The sequence below is a fragment of the Bathymodiolus azoricus thioautotrophic gill symbiont genome, from assembly GCF_001298715.1.
Taxonomy (GTDB): Bacteria; Pseudomonadota; Gammaproteobacteria; order PS1; family Pseudothioglobaceae; genus Thiodubiliella.
On the sequence record NZ_CDSC02000029.1, the window covers coordinates 1 to 1104 of the forward strand.

1 protein-coding gene is annotated in these 1104 nt (G+C 39.7%); it reads left to right on the forward strand.

Annotation, left to right across the window (positions count from 1 at the left end; genetic code table 11):
- Positions 1-13: 13 nt before the first annotated feature.
- A partial coding sequence (locus tag BAZSYMA_RS00580; protein WP_241502506.1) for a BspA family leucine-rich repeat surface protein occupies positions 14-1104 on the forward strand: 1091 nt, incomplete at its 3' end.

Here is a 1104-nt window from a genome sequence, read left to right on the forward strand (position 1 = left end):
TAAAGCAACTGATATGTCTTATATGTTTTCTGGCTCAGCCGTCTTTAATCAAAACATTGGTGGTTGGGATGTTGGTAAAGTGACTAACATGCATAGGATGTTTTGGGACGCTAATGTCTTTAACCAAGATATTAGCAGTTGGAATGTTAGCAAAGTGACTAATATGCAAGCGATGTTTCATAACGCAGGTGCCTTTAACCGAAATATTGGCAGTTGGAATATTTCGAGTTTAACAAGTGCAACGAGTATGTTTGAAGACACTTTAATGACTCTAAATAATATGGATAGCACCTTGCGTGGCTGGGCAAAGCTCGATACTGCTGCTGGTGAGAGTGCTATCCAGAGCAATGTTACTTGGGATATCGAAAACTACACCGATGCCACTGCCAGACAATATTTAATAGACACCTATCACTGGACTATTAATGATAGTAATTTTGATGGCAGTAAGACGACACAGGGCGATGCAACTGCCAATACACTGACTGTAACTGGCGTAAAAACCATATTACATGGTTTAGGGGGTAACGATACGCTAATTGGTAGCACTACAGATGATATTTTAGTCGGCGGTGAAGGCGATGATACTTTAACAGGTTCATATGGTATAGATGTCTTTGATTACGGCTTTAAAAACGCAGGCAATGACACCATTACCGACTTTACGATAGGAAATACAAAAACAGATCATGGTGCAGATATTATTAACCTTAACGACTTATTGGTAGGATATAGCGCCACTTCTAATCTGAGTGATTTTGTAACAGCAGTCGCCAACGGTACTGACACTAAACTGACTATTAGCTATGATGGCACTGGCGCACTTAATAGCCAAGTAATCATTACTTTAGCCAATGTCGCCTATAGAGCTAATTTATTGACTGATTTGATTGCTAATGGTAACTTGGTACTTGAGGCTATTAGCCCGATCCTGACGATTGTAGGCAGTGGTGGTGCCAATGTCGCTGCCAATACAATCACATTTAATTTTAATGAAGCCATTAGAATCGCGTCGTTTGGCATAAGCAGTATTAGTGTTGCAAATGGCACTATTAATCCAGGTTCATTTACCAAATTAAGTGATACGCAATATACCATTATGGT